Annotated in this window: 18 protein-coding genes and 1 pseudogene; 12 read left to right on the forward strand and 7 right to left on the reverse strand. The window is 57.4% G+C overall.

The features are described 5' to 3' along the window. From DWA01_RS15175 to DWA01_RS15230, 12 genes and pseudogenes are all read left to right on the forward strand, one after another. Positions 1-454 (forward strand): annotated as a pseudogene (locus DWA01_RS15175) (alpha-glucoside ABC transporter substrate-binding protein); the annotation flags it as partial. A gap of 92 nt (positions 455-546) precedes the next feature. Beyond that, on the forward strand, positions 547-1,539 hold the full coding sequence (locus tag DWA01_RS15180) for a carbohydrate ABC transporter permease (RefSeq protein ID WP_419187015.1): 993 nt from the start codon (positions 547-549) through the stop codon (positions 1,537-1,539). A 12-nt stretch (positions 1,540-1,551) separates the two neighbouring features. Beyond that, entirely contained in the window at positions 1,552-2,688 is a 1,137-nt protein-coding gene (locus DWA01_RS15185) for a carbohydrate ABC transporter permease (RefSeq protein WP_114286661.1), read from the forward strand. A gap of 7 nt (positions 2,689-2,695) precedes the next feature. After that, entirely contained in the window at positions 2,696-4,363 is a 1,668-nt protein-coding gene (locus DWA01_RS15190) for an alpha-amylase family glycosyl hydrolase (RefSeq protein WP_114286662.1), read from the forward strand. Between the two features lie 2 nt (positions 4,364-4,365). Beyond that, complete coding sequence (locus tag DWA01_RS15195) at positions 4,366-5,460, forward strand: ABC transporter ATP-binding protein (protein ID WP_114286663.1); 1,095 nt, start codon at positions 4,366-4,368, stop codon at positions 5,458-5,460. A gap of 162 nt (positions 5,461-5,622) precedes the next feature. Then, complete coding sequence (locus DWA01_RS15200; RefSeq protein ID WP_114286664.1) at positions 5,623-6,615, forward strand: SLAC1 family transporter; 993 nt, start codon at positions 5,623-5,625, stop codon at positions 6,613-6,615. A 151-nt stretch (positions 6,616-6,766) separates the two neighbouring features. After that, positions 6,767-8,215: an IMP dehydrogenase gene (gene guaB, locus DWA01_RS15205; protein WP_114286665.1), complete on the forward strand. Its 1,449-nt coding sequence runs from the start codon at positions 6,767-6,769 to the stop codon at positions 8,213-8,215. A gap of 46 nt (positions 8,216-8,261) precedes the next feature. Continuing rightward, the gene (locus tag DWA01_RS15210) at positions 8,262-9,437 is read left to right on the forward strand and encodes an RsmB/NOP family class I SAM-dependent RNA methyltransferase (RefSeq protein ID WP_114286666.1); all 1,176 of its coding nucleotides are present in this window, start codon (positions 8,262-8,264) and stop codon (positions 9,435-9,437) included. A 121-nt stretch (positions 9,438-9,558) separates the two neighbouring features. Then, positions 9,559-11,826, forward strand: a complete 2,268-nt coding sequence (locus DWA01_RS15215; RefSeq protein ID WP_114286667.1) for an ATP-binding protein — start codon at positions 9,559-9,561, stop codon at positions 11,824-11,826. Between the two features lie 260 nt (positions 11,827-12,086). Then, on the forward strand, positions 12,087-13,163 hold the full coding sequence (gene recA, locus DWA01_RS15220; RefSeq protein ID WP_114286668.1) for a recombinase RecA: 1,077 nt from the start codon (positions 12,087-12,089) through the stop codon (positions 13,161-13,163). A 146-nt stretch (positions 13,164-13,309) separates the two neighbouring features. Beyond that, positions 13,310-15,970: an alanine--tRNA ligase gene (gene alaS, locus DWA01_RS15225; protein ID WP_114286669.1), complete on the forward strand. Its 2,661-nt coding sequence runs from the start codon at positions 13,310-13,312 to the stop codon at positions 15,968-15,970. After that, positions 15,971-16,270 carry a DUF1330 domain-containing protein gene (locus DWA01_RS15230; protein ID WP_114286670.1) on the forward strand — a complete coding sequence of 100 codons (300 nt, stop codon included), beginning with the start codon at positions 15,971-15,973 and terminating at the stop codon, positions 16,268-16,270. It abuts the gene before it with no gap. A gap of 103 nt (positions 16,271-16,373) precedes the next feature. Here DWA01_RS15230 and typA read toward each other — a convergent pair whose 3' ends face one another. From typA to DWA01_RS15265, 7 genes are all read right to left on the reverse strand, one after another. Further along, a complete protein-coding gene (gene typA / locus DWA01_RS15235) occupies positions 16,374-18,194 on the reverse strand; it encodes a translational GTPase TypA (RefSeq protein ID WP_114286671.1) in 1,821 nt (606 codons plus the stop codon). Positions 18,195-18,324: 130 nt separating this feature from the next. Further along, the gene (locus DWA01_RS15240; protein ID WP_114286672.1) at positions 18,325-18,654 is read right to left on the reverse strand and encodes a DMT family transporter; all 330 of its coding nucleotides are present in this window, start codon (positions 18,652-18,654) and stop codon (positions 18,325-18,327) included. A gap of 11 nt (positions 18,655-18,665) precedes the next feature. Continuing rightward, positions 18,666-19,268 (reverse strand): YitT family protein, encoded by a 603-nt coding sequence (locus DWA01_RS15245; RefSeq protein WP_114286673.1) that lies wholly within the window; start codon positions 19,266-19,268, stop codon positions 18,666-18,668. Positions 19,269-19,399: 131 nt separating this feature from the next. Beyond that, complete coding sequence (locus tag DWA01_RS15250; RefSeq protein ID WP_114286674.1) at positions 19,400-20,614, reverse strand: NADP-dependent isocitrate dehydrogenase; 1,215 nt, start codon at positions 20,612-20,614, stop codon at positions 19,400-19,402. A 113-nt stretch (positions 20,615-20,727) separates the two neighbouring features. After that, positions 20,728-21,879: an HD domain-containing protein gene (locus DWA01_RS15255; RefSeq protein ID WP_114286675.1), complete on the reverse strand. Its 1,152-nt coding sequence runs from the start codon at positions 21,877-21,879 to the stop codon at positions 20,728-20,730. After that, entirely contained in the window at positions 21,876-22,103 is a 228-nt protein-coding gene (locus DWA01_RS15260; RefSeq protein WP_114286676.1) for a hypothetical protein, read from the reverse strand. Before DWA01_RS15260 ends, DWA01_RS15255 begins: the two co-directional genes overlap by 4 nt. 27 nt (positions 22,104-22,130) lie before the next feature. Continuing rightward, a partial coding sequence (locus DWA01_RS15265) for an alpha/beta hydrolase (protein WP_114286678.1) occupies positions 22,131-22,732 on the reverse strand: 602 nt, incomplete at its 5' end.

The following is a 22,732-nucleotide window of genomic DNA, read 5'->3' on the forward strand; positions in this document are numbered from 1 at the left end:
TCGCCAGGCTTCCTGTATTCCGGCCTTTTTCCCTGAAGGCACCGAGGTCGGCGTTGATGCTGATTTCTTCTACTTCCCGGCCTATGCGGGCAAAGATCTGGGTAAACCGGTTCTGGGTGCAGGCACCGTCTGGGGCATCACCAAAGACAGTCCGGCAACTCAAGCGTTTATCGATTTCCTGACCACCCCGATCGCGAACGAAATCTGGATGGCGCAAAAGGGCTTCCTGACCCCCCATAAGGGCGTGAACACCGACCTGTATGGTGATGATACGCTTCGCAAAATGGGTGAAATCCTGCTCGGAGCCGATACGTTCCGGTTTGACGGTTCTGACCTGATGCCTGGGGCTGTCGGTGCCGGGTCTTTCTGGACCGGAATGGTGGATTATGTCGATGGCAAAGACGCCAGCGTCGTTGCCGCGGAAATTCAGAAAACCTGGGACGCGATCAAATAGATCCCGCTTCTGTTGCTTCCTCCGGCCCATGCGCCGGGGGAAGTCTCTCTGACCTGAGAAAATAAATACCGGAATGAAAAGAGGAGCGATCCATGTTGGCGCAATTGATCAGTGCATTTGACATCATGATCCTCGGTGTGTTTGGCTGTGTGGCATATTATTACTTGTCCAACCTGGCGCTGGACACGCTCTGGCCAGCACATGGCAAGCGCGCGGCGCATAATATCAACCGCACCACCGCGATCCGTCCCTGGTTGTTTTTGTTCCCGGCACTTCTGTTGCTGACAGTATATCTGGTTTACCCGGTGATCTTTTCGATCTGGTTGTCGCTGCATGACCGCTCTGGCGAAGTGTTCATCGGATTTGACAACTATCGCTGGATGGCCAATGACGCAAAATTCAGAGAGTCGTTTGGGAACAATCTGTTATGGCTTGTAGTTGTCCCGGCGGCTTCGACCGCATTCGGCTTGCTGGCGGCGGCGCTGACCGACCGTATCAGATGGGGAAACATAGCCAAATCACTGATCTTCATGCCGATGGCTATCTCTTTCATCGGGGCCTCGGTGATCTGGAAATTCGTCTATGATTTTCGCGCCGAGGGCCAGGAACAGATCGGGCTGCTCAATGCGATTGTGATCGGGCTGGGCTTTGAGCCACAGTCCTGGATCACCACGGGTTTCTGGAACAGTTTTTTTCTGATGGCGATCCTGGTCTGGATCCAGACTGGTTTTGCCATGGTGATCCTGTCGGCGGCGTTGCGCGGCATTTCTGAAGAAACCATTGAGGCGGCGGTGCTGGACGGCGCCAACCCGCTACAGATCTTCTGGCGCATTAAAGTGCCGCAGATCTGGGGCTCAATTGCAGTGGTCTGGACCACAATCACCATCACCGTTCTGAAAGTGTTCGACATCGTTCTGGCGATGACCAACGGGCAGTGGGGCAGCCAGGTGCTGGCGAACCTGATGTTTGACTGGATGTTCCGGGGCAATGACTTCGGTCGTGCCTCTACCGTAGCTCTGGTGATCATGGCGATGGTGACGCCGATCATGATCTGGAACATCCGTAACGCGAAGCGCGACTTGTAAGGGGCTGGAAACATGGACAATATCGCCGGAAAAAAATCAGCGCTCAGCTGGGTGGTCAACCTGTCGGTTATCGCTCTGGTCCTGCTATGGACCATCCCGACGTTCGGCTTGCTGATCTCGTCATTCCGCGACCGGGACCAGATCACCAGTTCCGGATGGTGGACCGCGCTCAGCGCGTCCGAGCGTAATGTGATAGTGCGCGCGGCAGCGCCGGACAGCGCAGTCAAGGTCGGGGACGTCTGGACAATCTCCGGATCGGTGCTGGAGGGCGCAAGCGGCACGGTTACGGCGTTTGGCATCACCTCGCGCGCGCCGGTGGATTTTGCACCGGGCGCGGTGGCAACCCACCGCAACGGCACAGTGATCACTGTTGAAAGTGACGGCGCCTACAGGCTGGAATACGCTGAAGAACCTGAGGGTGGCAAAGGCCAGCGCCTGTTCGTGACGCTCAAAAGCGCGCCGGGTGTGACGCTGGAAAATTACAGTCAGGTGCTGTTCTCTGAGGGCATCGGGCGCTCGTTTCTCAATACGTTTACCGTCACCATCCCTGCCACTGTCATCCCGATTTTAATTGCGGCATATGCTGCCTACGCGCTGGCCTGGATGGAGTTTCCGGGGCGGACAATTCTGATTGCGGTGATTGTGGGTCTGCTGGTGGTGCCGCTGCAAATGTCGCTTATCCCGCTGCTGAGCCTGCACAACAAGATCGGACTTGGCAAAAGCTATGCCGGCATCTGGCTGGCGCATACGGCGTTCGGGCTGCCGCTGGCGATCTATCTGCTGCGCAACTATATCGCGGGGCTGCCGCGGGAAATTATCGAAAGCGCCCGGGTGGACGGGGCATCGGATTTCGACATTTTCCGCCGCATCATCCTGCCACTGAGTTTTCCAGCACTGGCTAGCTTTGCCATTTTTCAGTTCCTCTGGGTCTGGAATGACCTGCTGGTAGCGACGGTGTTTCTTGGCAACAATGAAAACCAACTGGTGATGACCGGCCGACTGCGCGAGCTGCTTGGCTCACGCGGGGGGGACTGGGACATCCTTGCCGCTTCGGCTTTTGTATCGATCGCAGTGCCGCTGGCGGTGTTCTTCTCAATGCAAAAATATCTGGTGCGCGGTCTGTTGGCCGGCTCCGTCAAAGGTGGATAGTACGATTATGAAGGCAAATGAAACGCTGGCGCAGGCACAGGGGTGTGATGCGGATTGGTGGCGCGGTGCGGTGATCTATCAGATCTACCCGCGCAGCTATCAGGACAGCAATGGGGACGGCATCGGGGATCTGGGCGGCATCGTCACGCGGCTGCCTTATATCGCGTCCCTTGGGGTGGATGCGGTGTGGATCTCACCGTTCTTCACCTCGCCGATGAAGGATTTTGGCTACGACGTGTCAGACTATCGTGGTGTTGATCCGATGTTTGGCACCCTGGATGATTTCGACAGCCTTGTTGAGGCGGCGCATGCGCTTGGCCTGAAAGTGATGATTGATCTGGTGCTGAGCCATACCTCAGATCAGCATGACTGGTTCAAGGCCAGCCGGCAGGATCAAACAGGCGAGCAATCAGACTGGTATGTCTGGGCAGACGCTAAGCCGGACGGCACCGCGCCCAACAACTGGTTGTCGATCTTTGGCGGGCCTGCCTGGCACTGGGACGCGCGACGTTGCCAGTATTACCTGCATAATTTCCTGGCCTCACAACCAGATCTGAATTTTCACAATTCACGGGTCCAGGAGGCGTTACTGGATGTGGCGCGCTTCTGGCTTGAGCGCGGCGTAGACGGCTTCCGGCTCGATACGATCAATTTCTACTTTCACGATACCCAACTGCGTGACAATCCGCCGCTGCCGGCCGAGGCGCGCAATTCAACTATTGCGCCTGCGGTGAATCCCTACAATCACCAGGAACACCTGTATGATAAAAATCAGCCTGAAAACATAGAGTTCCTGCGTAAACTTCGTGCAGCTATGGCACCTTATGATGCCGCTGCTGTGGGCGAGGTTGGCGACGCGCAACGCGGTCTTGAGATCCTCGGGCAATATACCGCCGGGCCCGATCTGATGCAGATGTGTTATGCGTTTGAGCTGCTGTCCGGCGCGCGGCCCACCGCCAGTTATGTTGCTGATGTCATGGCCCGGGTGGCTGATGTTGCCGCCGACGGCTGGGCGTGCTGGGCCTATTCCAACCACGATGTGATGCGCCATATCTCGCGCTGGGGTCTGGGGCAGGCGGCGGCACGGCTGTTCACCACTTTGCTGATGTGTCTGCGCGGATCGGCCTGCATCTATCAGGGTGAAGAGCTTGGATTGCCTGAGGCCGAAGTGGCGTTTGAAGATCTGAAGGATCCGTATGGCATTGAATTCTGGCCAGAGTTTAAGGGAAGGGACGGCTGTCGTACCCCGATGGTCTGGGATGAGAGTGCCGTGGGCGGTTTTACTCAATCCGGGCAGTCCTGGTTGCCGGTGGCGCAAGAGCATTTGCCATTGTCGGTGGCGGCTGCGGAAAAACTGCCAGGTGCCTTGTTGCATCACTACCGCGAGGCCATCGCACTGCGGCAGCGCTATGGCGCGCTGAAAAATGGCGCGCAAAGCCCGGTTACGGCGCAGGGGGATGTCTTGTCCTTTGTCCGCAGCGGCGATGCGGAAGAGATTTTCTGTGCCTTCAATATGGGCGACAGCGCCGCTGATATCGCGCTTCCACAGGGGCAATGGCGCAGGATCGGGACCGAAGCAGGAGCGGCTTTCGACGCGCAGAGCAGGCGCGTTGAACTGGCGCCCTGGCACGCGGGAATATTTCAGAAATCACTGACGTCTCAGCAAGGGATCTGACTATGGCGAATCTGAAGCTTACTGACATTACAAAGACTTATGGCGACAGTGTTAATGTTCTGAATGATATTAATCTGGATATATCCAGCGGCGAGCTGATCGTCTTTGTCGGCCCCTCGGGCTGCGGCAAATCAACTTTGCTCCGCATGATCGCCGGGCTGGAGAAAATATCCGGCGGCACGTTGGAAATTGCCGATCAGGTGATGAATGACGTGCCGCCGGCAAAACGTGGCATTGCGATGGTGTTCCAGTCCTATGCGCTTTACCCGCATATGACCGTGCGCGACAACATGTCCTTTGCGTTGAAAATCAGCAAAAAAAGCAAAGCCGAGATTGATGCGGCGGTTGAAAATGCGGCGCGCATTTTGCAGCTGACAGACTATCTGGACCGACTGCCCAAAGCACTGTCTGGTGGGCAGCGTCAACGGGTGGCGATCGGGCGCGCTATTGTGCGCGATCCCAAGGTCTATCTGTTTGATGAGCCGCTTTCCAATCTGGATGCGGCTTTGCGCGTTGCGACCCGGATCGAGATTGCTCAGCTGAAAGAGTCGATGCCGGAGTCGACGATGATCTACGTGACCCATGACCAGGTCGAAGCGATGACCCTGGCCGACCGCATTGTGGTTCTGGCCGACAAGGGCATTGCCCAGGTTGGTTCGCCGCTGGAGCTGTATGGGCGCCCGGAAAACGAATTTGTGGCGCAGTTTATCGGCTCTCCCGCGATGAACCTGTTTTCCGGCGTGATAACGGAGGTCGGCGACAGGACCGGCGTGGCGCTGGACGGTGGTGGCCATGCCTGGTCTGCGGTGCCCACACGCGAAAGCGACCTTGGGCGGGCGGTCAATATCGGCGTGCGGCCCGAAGATCTGGTGATCACCGCGGAGGAGCACCTGTTCAAAAGCAAAGTATTGATCGTGGAAGCACTGGGTGAGGTGACACTGCTCTATCTTGAAACGGCGGCCGGCGCCGAACGGGTGGTGGCGAAAATTCCAGGCATCAATGACGGCCTGCGCGGGCAGGAAGTTGCATTGTCAGCAGATCCCGCGCGCGTGCATATTTTTGCAGAGGGGCGATCTCTGCTGTACCGGGCTGATTGAGATATAAAGGCGAACTCACAAGAGGTTAACTTTGGAAATTAGTGTGACGATTTGCCAAATAATCTGCACACGCACCGACTGTTATCTGGTCACGGCCTGCGATACGCTTTGTTGAGGCGCAGCGTGCCTGTATCAATTGCAGGGTTTCAAAGGATTACCGGTATGAGCCAGAGGTCGAACGGCCAACTTTCAAACGGCCAGAGTTCAAAGGGCCTGTGGCGCGATACGCCTCCGGCGATTTTTCCGCCGGTGCTCGGGCTGTTTGGCGTTGGTCTTGGCTGGCGTCGGGCGTCTGAGGTGCTGGGCGCGCCGGACGGTATCAGCGAGATGATCCTGGGCGCGGTCAGCCTGGTGTTTCTGACTGCGCTGGTCGCTTATCTGGCCAAAGTCGTGCGCAAACCTTCAATTGTCCTGGAGGATTTGCAGGTACTGTCCGGCCGGGCGGGTCTGGCAACTGGCACGATGTCTATGATGTTGTTTGCGGCGGTGTTGGTGCCCTATACGCCGGATCTGGCACGTCTGATGCTGGTTCTGGCACTTGTGGCTCATGCGCTGCTGGCGGTCCTGGTGTTTTGGGTGCTGGTCACAGGCCCCGCCGAGCGGCGCCGGGTCACGCCGGTCTGGTTGCTGACTTTTGTCGGTTTTATTGCTGCCCCGATCGCTGCGGTGCCGCTGGGCTGGAGCGCGTTGTCGGCGTTCATCTTTGCCGCAACCCTGCCCATTATTGCGTCCATTCAGCTGCTCAGTCTGCTGCAGTTTGCCCGCCAGAAAGTACCGGCGCCCCTAAGGCCGCTGCTGGCGATCCACCTGGCGTCCCTCAGCCTGTTTGGCATCACGTCCCAGCTGTTGGGGTATGAGCAGGTCGCGCTGGTATTTTTCACCCTGGCCTCGACCTTGTTTGTGCTCTTCGTGTTGTCAGCGTTTTATCTGACCGCCGCCGGGTTTTCGCCGTTCTGGGGCGCGTTCACTTTCCCATTGGCGTCATACGGCAATTTGTTGCTGCTGCGTGGTGCCAACGGAGCAGGGATATTCGGCACCCTGGGAGGCATTGAGCTGGTGCTGGCGACGCTTGTTGTTGTCGCGATTGCAGGCAAAATCATCCGGCTTTGGAGGCAGGGCAAACTGGCGCGCATGACCAGTGCGGCCTCGATCTGAGGTCGCGCGCCAACAGCCGGACGTTGAGTGCGACCGTTCAGTCCGCCCGAAAAATTCGCGGCTGCAGCGAGAATTGTCGAAATAATTCTTTCCCATTGCTGGCATCCATGTAATAGGGACGCGTCAAACGAAGCATCCAAGGAGAACCCCTATGGAGATTCGCGAGGCGCTTACCTTCGACGATGTCCTGCTAGTCCCGGCCGCATCCAATGTGATGCCGTCTACGGCTGATACACGTACGCGTGTGACCCAATCCATCGAAATGAACATCCCGCTGCTCAGCTCGGCGATGGACACGGTGACCGAGTCCAGGATGGCGATTGCCCTGGCTCAGGCCGGTGGTATCGGTGTGATCCACCGCAATCTGAGCCTGGAAGAACAGGCGCGTCAGGTGCGGCGGGTGAAACGCTTTGAAAGCGGAATTGTCTACAACCCGATCACCCTGACTTCTAACCAGACCCTGGCCGACGCCAAGGCGCTGCAGGAGCAATATAAGATCACCGGTTTCCCGGTTGTTGGTCCTGACGGTCGCATCGTCGGCATCGTCACCAACCGCGATATGCGTTTTGCCTCTGACGACAAAACGCCCGTGTCCGCGATGATGACATCCGACAATCTGGCTATGTTGCAGGAACCGGCTGATCTGGATGAGGCCAAGAGCCTGATGCGGGCGCGCCGGATCGAGAAGCTGTTGATCTCGGACGCGGCTGGCAAGCTGACCGGCCTGCTAACGCTGAAAGATACTGAACAGGCGGTGCTGAACCCGGAATCCTGCAAGGATGATCTGGGGCGGCTTCGGGTCGCGGCGGCCTCCACTGTCGGGGACGCGGGCTTTGAACGCAGCCAGGCGCTGATCGAAGCGGGTGTTGACCTGCTGGTGATCGATACGGCGCATGGCCATTCCGAGGGCGTGGCCCTTGCGGTTACCCGGATCAAGAAGCTGTACCCCAATGCGCAGGTCTGTGCTGGCAATGTGGCCACCGGTGCTGCAACGCGGGCTTTGATTGATGCGGGTGCGGATGCGGTGAAGGTTGGCATCGGCCCCGGCTCGATTTGCACCACAAGGATGGTGGCAGGCGTGGGTGTGCCGCAACTGACCGCGATCATGGATTGCGCCAAAGCGGGTGGCGACGTTCCGATCATCGCCGACGGCGGCATCAAGTTCTCCGGTGATTTTGCCAAGGCCATCGCGGCAGGGGCCTCCTGCGCTATGGTTGGCACAATGGTCGCTGGCACAGATGAGAGCCCGGGCGAGGTGATCCTGTATCAGGGACGCTCCTATAAGTCCTATCGTGGCATGGGCAGCCTTGGCGCCATGGCGCGTGGTTCTGCGGATCGTTATTTCCAGAAAGATGCCGCCTCGGACAAGCTTGTTCCCGAAGGCATTGAAGGTCAGGTGCCTTACAAAGGTCCCGCCGGAACCGTGCTGCATCAGCTGGTCGGCGGCTTGCGTGCCTCCATGGGGTACACCGGAAACGCCACCGTAGCTGAGATGCGCAAAAACTGCACATTTGTGAAAATCACCGGTGCCGGGCTGAAAGAAAGCCATGTGCATGACGTGACGATCACCCGTGAAAGCCCTAACTACCGGGCAATGTAACAACTTGTTCCGAAAGGAATTTGTTTAAAGAAGAGAAAGCTGGCCCATGATACCCTCTGCACGCATATCTGCTGCTGTCGACATCCTTGATTTGATTTTGGACGGGGCGGCGGCGGAACGCGTTCTGACCTCATGGGCCCGCAACAACCGCTATGCCGGCTCGGGGGATCGGGCCGCAATCCGGGACCACGTATTTAGCGCATTGCGCTGCCGGCGCTCTTTTGGGCTGATCGGCGGTTCGGACACCGGACGCGGGTTGATGGTCGGGGCGCTGCGCTCTCAGGGGCTGGACCCGGCGGCGTATTTCACCGGTGAACGTTTTGCGCCGGAACCGCTGAGCAAAGAAGAGCTTCACGTGGGCGATCTGTCCGCTGCGCCGCGCGCGGTGCAGCTGGATTGTCCCGACTGGTTGATGGACCGGTTTGAAAGCTCCATCGGTGACGAGACTGACGCAGTGCTCGAAGCTTTGCGTCACCGGGCGCCGGTGTATCTGCGCGTCAATCTGCGTAAAACAGACGTCAAAGCGGCTCAGGCCATGCTTGAGGAGGACGGTGTTGAGACCCAGGCGGTGGATCTGGTCAGGACGGCGCTCGAAGTCACTAAAAACCCGCGCCGGGTGTCGCAATCGGAAGCCTATAGTGACGGCGTGGTGGAGCTGCAGGATGCGGCCAGCCAGGCGGTGGTACAGGCGTTGCCCCTGCGCGACGGGATGCGGGTGATGGACTATTGTGCCGGCGGCGGTGGCAAGACCCTTGCTATGGCCGGCCTGGTACGGGCCACGTTTCATGCGCATGACATCGATTTTGACCGCATGTCCGACATGCCAGCGCGCACCGCCCGGGCCGGAATATCGGTGCAGCGCCTGAAGCAAGACGCGCTGGAGCGAGACTACGACCTGGTGCTGGTGGATGCGCCCTGTTCCGGTTCCGGCACCTGGCGCCGGTCTCCGGAAGCGAAATGGCAGCTGAATGCTGAGCGTCTGACGGAGCTGACCGGCTTACAGGCTGGTATACTCGATCAAGCGGCTGATATCGTTGCGGAAGACGGCACCCTGGCCTATGCGACCTGTTCGGTGTTCCGGGACGAAAACGATGCCCAAATTCAGGCTTTTCTGGCGCGGAACCCAGGCTGGAGCTGTGAAAATACGCAACAGTTTCTTCCCGGGGCGCTTGGGGATGGCTTTTATCTTGCGCTTTTGACACGTGTCCGGCCTAATTCCTGAGCAAGTTTACGGTGTATTCAGGGGTCGGTTAAGCGGCAATTAACTAATCGTTGGCCAAATGTTCCTGAACGAATCAAAAAGGGGGCGAGTAGTGTCTAATCCCGCACTATCACCGAAACCAATGGCCCGTCTCGCGAGCGGGCTTGCACCGCGGGCCGGGCTCATATTTGTCGTATCTCTGGCAGTGCTGGGCGGGGCCTTTGTCATGCCGGAGCCGGTCATTGGGCTGGCTATGCTTGTTATTGGCCTGACATTCATGTGGGTGTCAGGATTGGTATGGTTCAAGGCAAAACGTCTGAAAAAGATGCGCTCGCAACTGCATAAGACGATTTCGGGATTTGTGGAACTGGATGCATCGCCGTCCTTCACCACCAACGCAGACGGTGTCATCGGCTATCAGAACAAAGCGGCGCTGGAACGGTTTGGCAGCCATGATGGCGACACGCTGCTCAAGGCGCTTGGGGATCTGTTTGCCTCGCCTGCGGCCACGCTGTTCCGGCTGCAAAACCGCGCGCAGGCCAAAGGGGCCGCGCGTGAAGATGTGGTGATGCGCCGTGGCCATTTGCGCCTGGCGGTGCACCAGATCGGCGATGATGGTTATCTGTGGCGTCTGGAAGATATAGCCGACAAAACCGGATCGCGCGGCGCCGACGGCATTTCCGTTCCGATGATGACAGTGTCGCGCAGCGGTACAGTGCTGTTTATGAACGAGGCGCTCAGACGGCTTCTCGGCGGGCGGGAAAATTCATTGGACCGGATTGTGAATGATCTGCCGTTGCGCCCGGGGGACGTGCATGAAATTTCGACCATTGACGGTAAGATGCGCGCTTTGGTTGCTGAGATCGAAAGTTCCGCCGGACGTCGTGAGATTTATTTCCTGCCGGAAGGTAAATCGCGCAATGAGGACTGGACACTGCTGGACGCGATGCCGGTGCCGCTGCTGAAGATTTCGCCTGCGGGTGATATTATGATGGCCAACCGTCCGGCGCGCGAATTGCTGGCAGATCACGATGCGGTCGGCCGGCCTCTGGCTGAGCTGGTCGAGGGGCTTGGCCGGTCGGTCAGCGACTGGGTGCGTGAAGCGGCCGTCGGGCGTACGATTTTAAAACCCGAGGTTCTGCGCGCGTCGATCCCGGCGCAGGAGACCTTCCTGCAGATCACCCTGAACCGGGTGGATGAAGGCGACACGCAATCACTGATCGCAGTTCTGAATGACGCGACTGAGCTGAAAACACTGGAAGCACAGTTTGTTCAAAGTCAGAAAATGCAGGCCATTGGCCAGCTGGCTGGCGGTGTTGCGCACGATTTCAACAATCTTCTGACCGCAATCAGCGGCCATTGTGACCTGCTATTGTTGCGCCACGACAAAGGCGATCCTGATTATGGGGACCTGGTGCAAATTCACCAGAACGCCAACCGGGCCGCCGCGCTTGTCGGCCAGTTGCTGGCCTTTTCGCGCAAACAGACTTTGAAGCCGGAAGTTGTGGACATGCGCGAAACACTGTCCGATCTGACCCATCTTCTCAACCGGCTGGTCGGTGAGAAAATTACGCTGACGCTGGACCATGAACCTGGATTGCGCCCGATCCGTGCTGATAAACGGCAACTGGAGCAGGTGCTGATGAATCTTGTGGTGAATGCGCGCGACGCCATGAAAGACGGCGGCGAAATCAAAGTCGAAACGCGCAATGAACTGTTGGTGAAACCTCTGGAACGGGACCGGGTGAAAGTGCCGGTCGGCGAATATGTTGTGGTGACGGTTACCGATCATGGCGTCGGTATTCCCGCTGAAAATGTCCAAAAAGTGTTTGAGCCGTTTTATACAACCAAACGCACGGGCGAGGGCACCGGGCTTGGGCTTTCTACCGCATATGGCATCGTCAAGCAGACCGGGGGGTTCATCTTTGTTGATTCAGTTGTTGGCAGCGGAACCGCCTTCACGCTGTATCTGCCGGCGCACGAACCGGTGGAAGAGGATCTGAAACCCGTTGCTGCCCCAGCGCCTGTCGTAACACAAGGCCGCAGTACGGGAGTTGTCCTTCTGGTCGAAGATGAAGCGCCGGTGAGGGCATTTGCCTCCCGGGCGTTGCGCATGCGTGGGTACACGGTGCTCGAAGCAGAAAACGCCGAAGAAGCGCTTGCAACACTCGAAGACGAGTCGCTTGATGTCGATGTTTTTGTCACCGATGTGATTATGCCGGGCATGGATGGGCCCAGCTGGGTGTCTCTGGCTCTGAAAGACCGGCCAGGTGTCAAAGTGGTCTTTGTCTCTGGCTATGCAGAGGACAGTTTTTCCGAGCAACAGGCCCGCATTCCCAACTCGGTTTTCCTGCCAAAACCGTTCTCGCTCAGCGAGTTGACTGCCACAGTACAGGAACAGATTCACTAGGTGGGTTGCCGTCGGCGCGGGGCAGCGACTCCGGGCTGACAGTGAGGAGTAAAAATTCTGATCAGAAAAGAGCGGGGCGCGAAGGCCCGCTCTTTTTTTGTTCGTAACGTTCTGTTAACCAAATTGGCGAATTATCGTTCCTTATTAAATAACAGTTGAAATGTTCTTGTTTTGATCTCATAACGGAGTGAAGAGAACAAGATGCGAACATCTGTAGCATTGCCGCCCGCCACAGGGTGTGGAATAAGGGATTAAATCAAATGGCTCAGGCGAATTTACTCGACATGGCAAGCAAGCGCGAAACTGATAAACAAAAAGCTCTGGACTCGGCTCTGGCGCAGATTGAACGGCAATTTGGCAAGGGGTCGATCATGAAGCTCGGGGCCGATAACCCGATTCAGGAAATTGAAGCCACGTCCACCGGCTCCCTGGGACTGGATATTGCGCTTGGCATCGGCGGGCTGCCCAAAGGGCGGGTCGTGGAAATCTATGGTCCTGAAAGCTCCGGCAAAACCACGCTGACCCTGCACTGTATCGCTGAGGTTCAAAAACAGGGTGGCGTCTGTGCCTTTGTCGACGCAGAACACGCGCTGGACCCGCTGTATGGCAAAAAACTTGGCGTTAACCTGGAAGAGTTGCTGATTTCGCAGCCTGATACCGGCGAACAGGCCCTGGAAATTGTCGACACTTTGGTACGGTCCGGTGCCGTGTCGATGATTGTGGTGGATTCTGTTGCGGCGCTGACCCCAAAATCTGAACTCGAAGGCGATATGGGGGACAGCAGTCTTGGTGTTCATGCCCGTCTTATGAGCCAGGCCATGCGCAAACTGACTGGTTCGATCAACCGCTCCAAATGCACGGTTGTGTTCATCAATCAGATCCGGATGAAAATCGGCGTAATGTTCGGCTCACCTGAAACCACCACCGGTGGCAACGCGTTGAAATTCTACTCCTCCGTCCGTCTCGACATCCGCCGCATTGGCGCGATCAAGGACCGGGATGAAATCGTTGGCAACCAGACCCGGGTCAAAGTTGTGAAGAACAAAGTGGCCCCGCCGTTCAAACAGGTGGAATTCGACATTATGTACGGCGAAGGCATCTCCAAAATGGGCGAGTTGCTTGATCTCGGCGTCAAGGCCGGCGTGGTGGACAAGTCCGGAAGCTGGTTCTCTTATGGCGACGAGCGTATCGGCCAGGGCCGTGAAAACGCAAAGAATTACCTGCGTGAACATACCCGCAGTGCGCTGGAGATCGAAGATAAGATTCGCGCCGCACACGGGCTCGATTTTGACCTGCAGGCCCAACTGGGCACCGACGACGTGATTGCTGACGACTGATCTGTCTTAGTCAGTTCAGAAACGGGGGCGGAGAGCAATCTTCGGCCCCGTTTTTTTGCGCCGGTGTGCGCTTGATGTGGACAGGGCAGGCAGGCAGGGCTACACGGGTTGAGACCCTGTATTCATTGCAAGAGAGCCGCACGACCATGGCCAGCCTGAACGATATCCGATCGACCTTTTTGAACTATTTTGACCAAAGTGGTCACCAGGTGGTGGAAAGTTCGCCTCTGGTGCCGCTCAACGATCCGACGCTGATGTTCACCAATGCGGGTATGGTCCAGTTCAAAAACGCTTTTACCGGCCTTGAAAAACGCAATTATTCACGCGCGACAACGTCGCAGAAATGCGTGCGTGCCGGCGGTAAACACAACGACCTGGACAATGTCGGCTATACCGCGCGCCACCATACGTTTTTTGAAATGCTGGGGAATTTTTCCTTTGGCGATTATTTCAAGGAAGAAGCGATCCCTTATGCCTGGGACCTTTTGACCAAAGAGTTTGGTATCAACAAAGACAGGCTTCTGGTCACGGTTTACCACACCGATGATGACGCAGCGAATATCTGGAAGAAATACGCCGGCCTGTCAGACGACCGTATAATCCGCATCGCCACCGACGACAATTTCTGGTCGATGGGTGCCACCGGTCCCTGTGGTCCGTGTTCGGAAATTTTCTATGATCACGGTGACCATATCCCGGGCGGCCCTCCCGGCTCCCCGGATGAAGACGGTGACCGGTTTATCGAGATCTGGAATATCGTGTTCATGCAATATGAGCGCTTTGCGGACGGGCGTCAGGAAAACCTGCCGAACCAGTCGATCGACACTGGCATGGGGCTGGAGCGCGTTGGCGCGCTTCTGCAAGGCCACCACGACAATTACGACACCGATCTGATGCGGGACCTGATCGAAGCCTCGGCCCATGCCACCAGCCAGGATCCGGATGGCCCTGGCAACGTGCATCACCGCGTGATCGCCGATCACCTGCGCTCGACGTCCTTCCTGATTTCCGACGGGGTTATGCCCTCCAATGAAGGACGCGGGTATGTGCTGCGCCGGATCATGCGCCGTGCCATGCGCCATGCGCATCTGTTGGGGGCCAAAGACCCGGTGATGCATCAGCTGGTGCCGGCGCTGGTTTCGCAGATGGGGCAGGCATTTCCGGAACTGGCCCGTGGCCAGACACTGATCGAGGAAACGCTGCTGCAGGAAGAAACCCGGTTCAAACAGACGCTGGACCGCGGCTTGAAACTTCTGGACGATGAACTGTTGGGGCTGGCGGACGGTGCCGCGCTGCCGGGTAAAGCCGCGTTCAAACTCTATGACACTTTTGGTTTCCCGCTTGACCTGACCCAGGATGCATTGCGTGAAAAAGGTCGTGAAGTCGATACCGACGGTTTCAACTCCGCGATGGAAGAACAGAAAGCCAAAGCGCGTGCGGCCTGGTCGGGATCGGGTGACACGGCTGATGCGGCGATCTGGTTTGATATTGTTGATAAACACGGCGTGACCGAATTTCTTGGCTATGAAGCAGAGGCCGCTGAGGGGCAGGTTATTGCCCTGGTGCGTGATGGTATCGCCATCGACAAAGCAGTGTCGGGAGAGCGCGTTCAGATTATCCTGAACCAGACGCCGTTTTACGCCGAAAGCGGTGGCCAGATCGGCGACTGCGGGATCATCAAATTTGAAGGCGGTGAAGCGCGGGTCACCGATACCAGAAAAGTTGCGGGTATTTTTATCCACGTCGCTCAGGTGACTGAGGGAAAAATCACAAATGGCGTTGCGGCGGAACTTGTTGTGGATCACGCGCGTCGTACAGCGATCCGTGCCAACCACTCTGCGACCCATCTGCTGCACGAGGCGCTGCGGGTTCACTTGGGAGACCATGTGGTGCAGCGCGGCTCGCTTAACGCAGATGACCGGCTTCGCTTTGACTTCAGCCATGGCAAAGCTCTGACAGCAGAACAACTGGCCAGTGTTGTTGATGATGTGAACAGCTACATCCGTCAGAACACGTCGGTTGAGACCCGGATTATGACACCGGATGACGCGCGCGCCCTGGGTGCTCAGGCCTTGTTTGGCGAAAAATACGGCGATGAGGTGCGGGTGGTCTCCATGGGCCGTGCGGACACTGGCAAGGGCAGTGATGGCATGACCTATTCGCTGGAACTCTGTGGTGGCACCCATGTGCGCCAGACCGGTGACATCGGCGCTTTTGTTGCGCTTGGCGACAGCGCCTCTTCGGCCGGTGTGCGCCGGATCGAAGCGCTGACCGGGCAGGCGGCCATGAGCTATCTCTCGGCGCAGGATGCACGGCTGGCGTCGGTAGCGTCCGAGTTGAAAACGCAGCCTTCTGACGTTGCGGAACGGGTGAAAGCGTTGCTGGGTGAACGTAAGTCACTGCAGAATGAAGTGGCACAGCTGCGTCGCGATCTGGCGATGGCAGGCGGTGCCGGGCAGGGCGATGGCCCTGAGGCAAAAGAGATCAATGGCGTGAATTTCCTGGCGCAGGTACTGAGCGGCGTGTCCGGCAAGGATCTGCCGGCGCTGATCGATGCTCACAAGTCCCGGCTCGGCTCCGGTGCGGTTCTGCTGATCGCCGATGCAGATGGCAAAGCGGCGGTTGCGGCCGGTGTGACGGACGATCTTACCGGCACAATTTCTGCGGTGGAACTGGTGCGTGCAGCGACTCCGGAACTGGGCGGTAAGGGCGGCGGTGGTCGCGCGGATATGGCGCAGGGCGGCGGGCGCGACGCGGGCAACGCAGCGGCTGCGATTGCGGCCGTAGAAAATATTATAAGGGGCTGAATGATGAGCGCACTCTGGATTGCAAATGTGCATGTAACGGACGAGGACGCCTATGGTCGTTACGCAAAGCTGGCCGGGCCGGCGATTGCGGATCATGGCGGTTATTTTTTGGTGCGTGCGGGGGCCTATGAACAGCTGGAAGGCCGCGACCGGGCGCGTAATGTTGTGGCGCGGTTCCCGTCGTTACAGGCCGCCCATGATTGTTATAACTCCGACGCATACCAGCAGGCGCTGGACCATGCGCGTGGCGCCTCTGAGCGCGACCTGGTGATCGTTGAGGAAAACGAACACCGGGACTGACCGGTCTGCAGTGCGGCTTCGCTTCGGTTTAGCGTGATCAAAACGAAAAAGGGCGCGGAGATTTCTCTCCGCGCCCTTTTTTGTATATCCGGGTATTACGCCGTTACTGGGCCGCTTTGGCCGCACGTTTGCGCTCATGCGGGTCGAGATGGCGCTTGCGCAGACGGATCGAATTTGGCGTCACTTCCACCAGTTCGTCGACGTCGATATAGGCGATAGCTTCTTCCAGCGACATGGTGATCGGCGTGGTCAGGCGCACTGCTTCATCGGTACCGGAGGCCCGCACGTTGGTCAGCTTTTTGCCTTTCAGCGGGTTCACTTCCAGGTCGTTTTCACGTGAATGTTCGCCAATGATCATGCCCTGGTACAGCGGTGTCTGGGCACCGATAAACATTCTGCCGCGGTCTTCGAGGTTCCACAGCGCAAAGGCTACGGATTCGCCGTTCTCCATCGAAATCAGCACGCCTGCGCGACGGCCCGGGATGGCGCCTTTGTGGGATTCCCAGGAATGGAACACACGGTTCAGCACGCCGGTACCACGGGTATCGGTGAGGAATTCGCCGTGATAACCGATCAACCCGCGCGAGGGCACATGGGCGATGATACGGGTTTTACCAGCGCCAGCCGGTTTCATTTCCGTCATCATGCCTTTGCGTACACCGGTCAGTTTTTCAATGACCGTGCCAGAATATTCGTCATCCACGTCGATGGTGACTTCTTCTACGGGTTCATGACGCACACCGTCGATGTTCTGAAACAGAACCTGCGGGCGGGAAATCGACAGTTCAAAACCTTCACGACGCATGTTTTCGATCAAGACGCCCATCTGAAGCTCGCCACGGCCTGCAACTTCAAACGCTTCGCCACCAGGGGTGTCGCTGATCTGAATCGCGACGTTGGTTTCGGCTTCTTTCATCAGACGGTCACGGATTACGCGGGACTGAACTTTTTTGCCGTCTTTGCCAGCCAGAGGGCTGTCATTGATGCCGAATGTCACAGTGATGGTGGGCGGGTCGATTGGTTGTGCCTTGATGGCTTCGTCGATTTCCATAGCGCAGAGTGTATCGGCTACGGTGGCTGTTTTCATACCGGCAACAGACACAATGTCACCCGCCTGGGCTTCATCGATCGGGGTGCGCTCCAGACCGCGGAAGGCCAGGATTTTGGTGGCGCGGAACTGTTCGATCTTGCCAGATTCCTGCGACAGTGCTTTGAGCGTGTCGCCCACTTTCAGAACACCGCTTTCGACACGACCGGTCAGCAAGCGACCGAGGAACGGGTCGGCGCCCAGCGTTGTGGCCAGCATCGAGAAAGGCTCTGCCATGCGCTGGACCTGAGCGGGTTCGTTGACATGTGACAGGACCAGGTCAAACATCGCGTCGAGATTTTTGCGTGGGCCGTTCAGCTCCATGTCAGCCCAACCATTGCGGCCGGATGCATACATGATCGGGAAATCGAGCTGTTCGTCGGTGGCACCGAGGGACGCAAACAGGTCAAAACATTCGTCCAGTGCCCGGTCAGGTTCGGCGTCAGATTTGTCGACTTTGTTCAGCACAACGATGGGACGCAGGCCCAGGGCGAGGGCTTTGGACGTCACAAATTTCGTCTGTGGCATCGGGCCTTCAGCCGCGTCCACCAGCAGGATAACGCCGTCTACCATCGACAGGATGCGCTCAACTTCGCCACCGAAATCGGCGTGGCCGGGGGTGTCGACGATGTTGAGGCGGTGGTTGGCCCACTCAACGCTGGTTGCTTTGGCAAGGATGGTAATGCCGCGTTCGCGTTCCAGGTCATTGCTGTCCATAGCGCGTTCGCTGACAGCCTGGTTCTCGCGGAAGACGCCAGATTGTTTAAGAAGCTCGTCGACCAGCGTGGTTTTGCCGTGGTCCACGTGAGCAATGATAGCGATATTTCTGAAGTCCATGGTGCGTGCCCTTATACGTTTGTGCGCGGCCTATACCGGGCGCGCACAAAAATCCAGTGCTAATCCGTCCACTGGCCCGAAAGCGGGGCTGATAGCGTGTTTCAACGTTCCCACAAGGGGAAATCACGATTTAATGCGTCGTCGATCCCGAAAAGAGATGGATGGTGCCGACACCAGCCAAAATGAGAACCATGCCAAGAATCGCGGGCATATCCAGCTTCTGACCGTAGACAAAATAACCGATGGCAGCGATCATCACGATGCCAAGGCCGGACCAGACGGCATATACGATACCTACGGGCATGACTTTCAGGGTCAGGGACAGCAGGTAAAAACTCGCGGCATAACCGATCACGACAATGGCAGAGGGGCCCGTCCTGGTGAACTGTTGGCTGGCCTGCAACGCAGTGGTGCCAATCGTCTCCATCACGATGGCCAGTAGCAGGTAGAAATAGGTCATGCTCGCGTCCTTTACATTGCGATATAGCGGTCTTTGCGGTGGTTGACGGCGATCACCACGTTGACAATCACAGCTCCGACCAGCGACCAGCCAACGATTTTCAGCGGGAAGAAGATTGCCGCGACCGAGAACAGGGTCACATCAAAAATCAACTGGGTCCAGCCGGCTTTGAAACCAATTTTGTCCTGCAGATAAAGCGCCAGGATGCCGATGCCTCCAAGCGATGCGCCGTGGCGGAAAATGGCCAGCAGGCCGGCGCCGGACATGGTGCCAAACATCAGAACGGCCACCAGCGGGTGAATGTCGGCGAAAGAAACATACTTGGGCACTGTTTCCGCGATCAGCGATACCAGCGCCACAGCGAGGGTGGTTTTGATGGTAAAACGCGCGCCCATGCGCAGATAGGCCAATGCGAAAAACGGCAGGTTGATGACAAAGAAGATGGCACCAAAACTATAGTCAGTCAGGTAGGACAGCAGGATCGCAAGCCCGGCGGTCTGCCCGGTCACCAGGCCAAGGGCAGTCAGCGGAAGCAGCGCGGTAGCGCTGAGAAACGTGCCGGCCAGCAGGCCCTGGAGGTCTTCGAATGCGGAATGTGATTTTGGATCTGTCATAGGGCTCTTTCACCCTGGAAACCCGCCGGTGTCCACACGGAAATCCTGCCGGCGGCTGATGGACGCAGTTTGGCGCAGCAGAAAGGGCCACCTGGCGGGGCAGCCCTTTCTGTATTTTCTATCGAAGTGCTTTAGTCTGCCAGAGCTTTGCCGAGGTTCTCGTCGATCTTTTCAAGGAAACCCATGGTGGTCAGCCAGCTTTGATCCGGGCCAACCAACAGCGCCAGGTCTTTGGTCATGTGGCCGCTTTCCACAGTGTCCACAATGACTTTCTCCAGCGTTTCCGCAAAACTTGTCAGCGCGGCGTTGCCGTCCAGCTTGGCGCGGTGCTTCAGACCACCGGTCCAGGCGAAAATTGAGGCGATGGAGTTAGTGGAGGTCTCTTTGCCAGCCTGGTGCTGACGATAATGACGGGTCACTGTGCCATGCGCCGCTTCGGCTTCGACGATTTTTCCGTCCGGCGTCATCAACTGGCTGGTCATCAGGCCGAGCGACCCAAATCCCTGGGCCACGGTGTCGGACTGTACATCACCATCGTAGTTCTTGCAGGCCCAGACGAAACCACCGTTCCATTTCATCGCACAGGCAACCATGTCGTCGATCAGGCGGTGCTCATAGGTGATGCCGGCTGCTTTGAATTTTTCTTCAAATTCGAGCTCAAACACTTGTTGGAACAGGTCGAGGAAACGTCCGTCATAGGTTTTGAGGATGGTGTTTTTGGTCGACAGGTACACCGGCCAGCCAAGGCGCAGGCCATAGTTCAGCGAGGCGCGGGCAAAGTCGCGGATCGAGTCATCCAGGTTGTACATGCCCATGGCAACACCGGCAGACGGCGCATCAAAAATGTCTTTTTCGATCACCGTGCCGTCTTTGCCGACGAACTTCATGGTCAGTTTGCCTTCACCGGGGAAATGAAAGTCAGTGGCCTTATACTGATCCCCAAACGCGTGACGGCCGATTACAATCGGTCTGGTCCAGCCCGGAACGAGGCGCGGCACATTTTTGCAAATGATCGGTGCGCGGAAAATTGTGCCACCCAGAATGTTGCGGATGGTGCCGTTTGGCGAGCGGTACATGCGCTTCAGGCCAAACTCCTCAACCCGGGCTTCATCCGGTGTGATGGTGGCGCATTTGACGCCAACGCCGTATTTTTTGATCGCCTCGGCCGCATCGACGGTGATCTGATCGTTGGTCTCGTCACGGGCCTCGATGCCAAGATCGTAATATTTCAGATTTATGTCGAGGTAGGGCAGGATCAGTTTGTCTTTGATGAACTGCCAGATGATGCGGGTCATTTCATCGCCGTCGAGCTCGACGACGGGGTTTTCTACCTTGATTCTGGTCATAGCGCTGCCCCTGTGTTGATTGAACGTATCGGGGGCTGCATAGCGCAATTAATGTGGTTTGGAAAGCTCGGTATGCGATTGTATACCGAGCGCGGTTAAAATATTTTGTCGCGTTAATCGAAAAACGGGGCGACCTGGGCGCGAACATGGCGCCAGACATCGGGCGCGCCGCGCATGACTTTGACGCCGACCCGTTGATCGAGCTGCGCCAGGGTGACGTCGTAGTCATTCCAGGAGCCCCCGCCAGAGGCCATGTTCAGCAGCAGCGGCTGCACCCGGTCAATGGATTTGGCGAACACGGCGTCCGCGGTTTCTGCCGCTTCAAACTCGTCCCAGATCGCCCGGAATTCTGTCGCCAGGTCAGCGGGCAGAAGATTGAAAATCCGGTCTGCGGCGGCCTGTTCTTTGGCCTCTTGCTCCGCGGCATCAAAGTCGCCGTGAATCGGAGCGTCACCGGCGTCAATTTCGACAATATCATGCAGCAACAGCATCTGAATGACCCGGGCGATCTGCACGCTGTCGCCGGCCTGATCTGCCAGCGTCATTGCATAAAGCGCGATATGCCAGCTGTGTTCCCCGGAATTCTCCCGGCGTGAATTGTCAGTAATTGGCGTGGCCCGCAGGATCGATTTCAGCTGGTCTGTTTCACACAGGAAATTCACCTGGGCTCTCAGGCGCGCCCACTCGGGACGCGCGGTGCTATGTTCGTTCAGTGCCGCAAGCATAAAGGCATGGCCCTGTGGCCAGCTCTGTGCAAAACGGGAGGCGCGGCCCGACTGCAGGTTGTTGCGCACGATTTCAGTGTGGTCCGCGCGTTTGGGGCTGGCGAACAGTGCCTGGAAAATGGGTTGGCTGTGGTCCAGGGTTTTTGCGAACCTTGCGTCCGGGCTCTGCGCTGCTTCAAACTCCAACCACAAGTTGATGAAGCTTTCGCCCAGATCCGGCGGAAGAAGCGCAAAAAGACGCTCTGCGGCGCGACGTTCAATAACCGCAACATGTGCATCATCAACGTCGATGTGAATTGGATGGTCGCCGGCATCAATTTCGACAATGTCGTGCAGCAAAAGCATTTTGATGGCGCGGTTCACATCGACTTCTGCCGACGCCATATCCGCAAAGCACATGGCATAGAGCGCAAGGTGCCAGCTGTGTTCGGCAGAATTTTCGGGGCGGGAATTGTCCAGCAAAGAACTTGATCGCTGAACGGTCTTCAGCTTGTCCGCTTCCAGAAGAAAGGCGAACTGCTGGTCGAGGCGCTGGTTCATGCCGGCGGGCTCCCGCCTGACTTGATTTTTTTCTGGAGGTAAAGCCGCGCCCGCTTTTCAGCCAGGCGGACGCGGATTGAAGTCATGAACGCTTCTTCCATGGTGGTAGAACTGGCGCCGAGCTGCTTGGCGATTTCTTCGATCAATCGTTCATCCGCCAGATTTTCAGCGGCTTCAATTGTATCTTTGGCTAGGATATCGGCCAGATCTTCGTGCAGTGCCATGTCAGCCTCTGGAGTCAGTATGGAGTATCAGCGTGTGGTTTCGGTCAGACGACGGCGCACATAGCCGTCCACAGAGCCGATCATCTGGTCCATATGCGGATCTTCAAAGAAATGGCCCGCGCCTTCGATTTCCTGATGGGTAATGGTGATGCCCTTTTGCTCGTGCAGCTTGTTCACCAGCGTATGGGTGTCTTTTGGCGGCGCCACACGGTCGGAAGTGCCGTTGATGATCAGCCCGGAATTGGGGCAGGGCGCGAGGAAAGAGAAGTCATACATGTTGGCTGGCGGGGCCACCGAGATAAATCCGGTGATTTCCGGGCGGCGCATCAAAAGCTGCATGCCGATCCAGGCGCCAAACGAAAAGCCGGCAACCCAGCAATGTTTGGAGTTGGTGTTCATTGACTGCAGGTAGTCCAGTGCGGATGCCGCATCAGACAGCTCGCCGATACCCTGGTCGTATTCACCCTGGCTGCGCCCGACGCCACGGAAATTAAACCGCAGCACCGTAAAGCCCATTTTGTGAAACGCGTAGTGCAGGTTGTAGACCACGCGGTTGTTCATGGTGCCGCCAAACTGCGGGTGCGGGTGCAGGATAATTGCGATCGGTGCGCCCCTATCCTTCTGTGGAT

Source organism: Candidatus Halocynthiibacter alkanivorans, assembly GCF_003333265.1.
In the GTDB taxonomy this organism is placed as follows: domain Bacteria; phylum Pseudomonadota; class Alphaproteobacteria; order Rhodobacterales; family Rhodobacteraceae; genus Halocyntiibacter_A; species Halocyntiibacter_A alkanivorans.

Bases quoted from the DNA above. Each gene is read 5' to 3' on its own strand.
- alaS (WP_114286669.1), top strand. From the start codon at position 13,310: ATGGCCAGCCTGAACGATATCCGATCGACCTTTTTGAACTATTTTGAC.
- DWA01_RS15245 (WP_114286673.1), bottom strand. From the start codon at position 19,268: ATGACAGATCCAAAATCACATTCCGCATTCGAAGACCTCCAGGGCCTG.
- guaB (WP_114286665.1), top strand. From the start codon at position 6,767: ATGGAGATTCGCGAGGCGCTTACCTTCGACGATGTCCTGCTAGTCCCG.
- DWA01_RS15240 (WP_114286672.1), bottom strand. From the start codon at position 18,654: ATGACCTATTTCTACCTGCTACTGGCCATCGTGATGGAGACGATTGGC.
- DWA01_RS15180 (WP_419187015.1), top strand. From the start codon at position 547: ATGTTGGCGCAATTGATCAGTGCATTTGACATCATGATCCTCGGTGTG.
- DWA01_RS15250 (WP_114286674.1), bottom strand. From the start codon at position 20,614: ATGACCAGAATCAAGGTAGAAAACCCCGTCGTCGAGCTCGACGGCGAT.
- DWA01_RS15195 (WP_114286663.1), top strand. From the start codon at position 4,366: ATGGCGAATCTGAAGCTTACTGACATTACAAAGACTTATGGCGACAGT.
- DWA01_RS15255 (WP_114286675.1), bottom strand. From the start codon at position 21,879: ATGAACCAGCGCCTCGACCAGCAGTTCGCCTTTCTTCTGGAAGCGGAC.
- DWA01_RS15190 (WP_114286662.1), top strand. From the start codon at position 2,696: ATGAAGGCAAATGAAACGCTGGCGCAGGCACAGGGGTGTGATGCGGAT.
- typA (WP_114286671.1), bottom strand. From the start codon at position 18,194: ATGGACTTCAGAAATATCGCTATCATTGCTCACGTGGACCACGGCAAA.
- DWA01_RS15230 (WP_114286670.1), top strand. From the start codon at position 15,971: ATGATGAGCGCACTCTGGATTGCAAATGTGCATGTAACGGACGAGGAC.
- DWA01_RS15215 (WP_114286667.1), top strand. From the start codon at position 9,559: ATGGCCCGTCTCGCGAGCGGGCTTGCACCGCGGGCCGGGCTCATATTT.
- DWA01_RS15185 (WP_114286661.1), top strand. From the start codon at position 1,552: ATGGACAATATCGCCGGAAAAAAATCAGCGCTCAGCTGGGTGGTCAAC.
- DWA01_RS15210 (WP_114286666.1), top strand. From the start codon at position 8,262: ATGATACCCTCTGCACGCATATCTGCTGCTGTCGACATCCTTGATTTG.
- DWA01_RS15260 (WP_114286676.1), bottom strand. From the start codon at position 22,103: ATGGCACTGCACGAAGATCTGGCCGATATCCTAGCCAAAGATACAATT.
- recA (WP_114286668.1), top strand. From the start codon at position 12,087: ATGGCTCAGGCGAATTTACTCGACATGGCAAGCAAGCGCGAAACTGAT.
- DWA01_RS15200 (WP_114286664.1), top strand. From the start codon at position 5,623: ATGAGCCAGAGGTCGAACGGCCAACTTTCAAACGGCCAGAGTTCAAAG.